We start from the raw sequence: 930 nt of genomic DNA on the forward strand, positions 1-930 counted from the left end.
CGCCGGATTTTGTCTGGGAAGTACTGCATTTTTACAATAAATATAATCTACGTCGCGTTACCCTGGGCGGCGCGATGCGCCATTATGATTTAAGCTGGCAGCAGGCTTATAAGGAGGCGTTGCTGACGCAAAGTGGATTGCAGTATAGCCGTACTGCATCCGCTGCTGCAGCAATGACCTGGTGTACGGCGCTCAGCAAACGGATTAACAGCAATCCTCTGCCGTTTACCGATGCCGTGGATGAGCAACAGCAGGATGATGGGTTTACTGAACTTATGCTGGATGCTTATGCCGGACTCGCTAAGGCGCAACCGGACCCACAGCAGCAGGCGCTTGGCATATTGATCGAAGCGGACTGGCGTCAGGCGCAGGCGAGAGGAAGCCAGCTCACGTTGATGCAATACCAGCGCTGCTGCCTGTTGCGCGCATGGCGACGAAGCGCATTTAGCCCGCTGTTCTGGCGCAGCCGTGTCTACCTTGCGGTTAACGATATCTGCCAACCAGCAATGGGCGATGTGGCCGGGATGATGAATGCGTTAACGGCCTTTATGGATTTCGCTTTTACTCAGGATCCGGCAGAAAATAAGGTGGCTCTGCTCAAATTGAATGATATAGAGATTAGCTGGCTAACCGACAGCGATAGCTATCAATTGCTGTATCAGCAGCGCGTTACTGAGTTCGCACATGCCAACCAGCTCGCTCAGGCGCTCGCAGAGTTGCCGTTCAACTGGATGCGCTGGCGGTTTGATTTCCGGCGCCCAGTGTTGGCGTTGTTAAAGGCGCTGTCAGTGTGATATTTGAATTTGGTGCTGATAGGCTTTTTATTCAATACATCCACTTTTCCACCACAGCATCGCCCAGATGCTCACGCAGCAGGTCCTCATTGTCCTCCTCGCCGTGAACCGTCAGCAGGCACATAAACATCAGTAC

1 protein-coding gene is annotated in these 930 nt (G+C 52.9%); it reads left to right on the forward strand.

From position 1 onward, the window contains the following. Positions 1-794, forward strand: a 794-nt coding sequence (locus WH277_RS05450) for a hypothetical protein (RefSeq protein WP_339504873.1), incomplete at its 5' end; no start/stop codon positions are given. Between the last annotated feature and the right edge of the window lie 136 nt (positions 795-930).

The sequence above is a fragment of the Erwinia sp. MYb416 genome (assembly GCF_037479575.1).
In the GTDB taxonomy this organism is placed as follows: domain Bacteria; phylum Pseudomonadota; class Gammaproteobacteria; order Enterobacterales; family Enterobacteriaceae; genus Erwinia; species Erwinia rhapontici.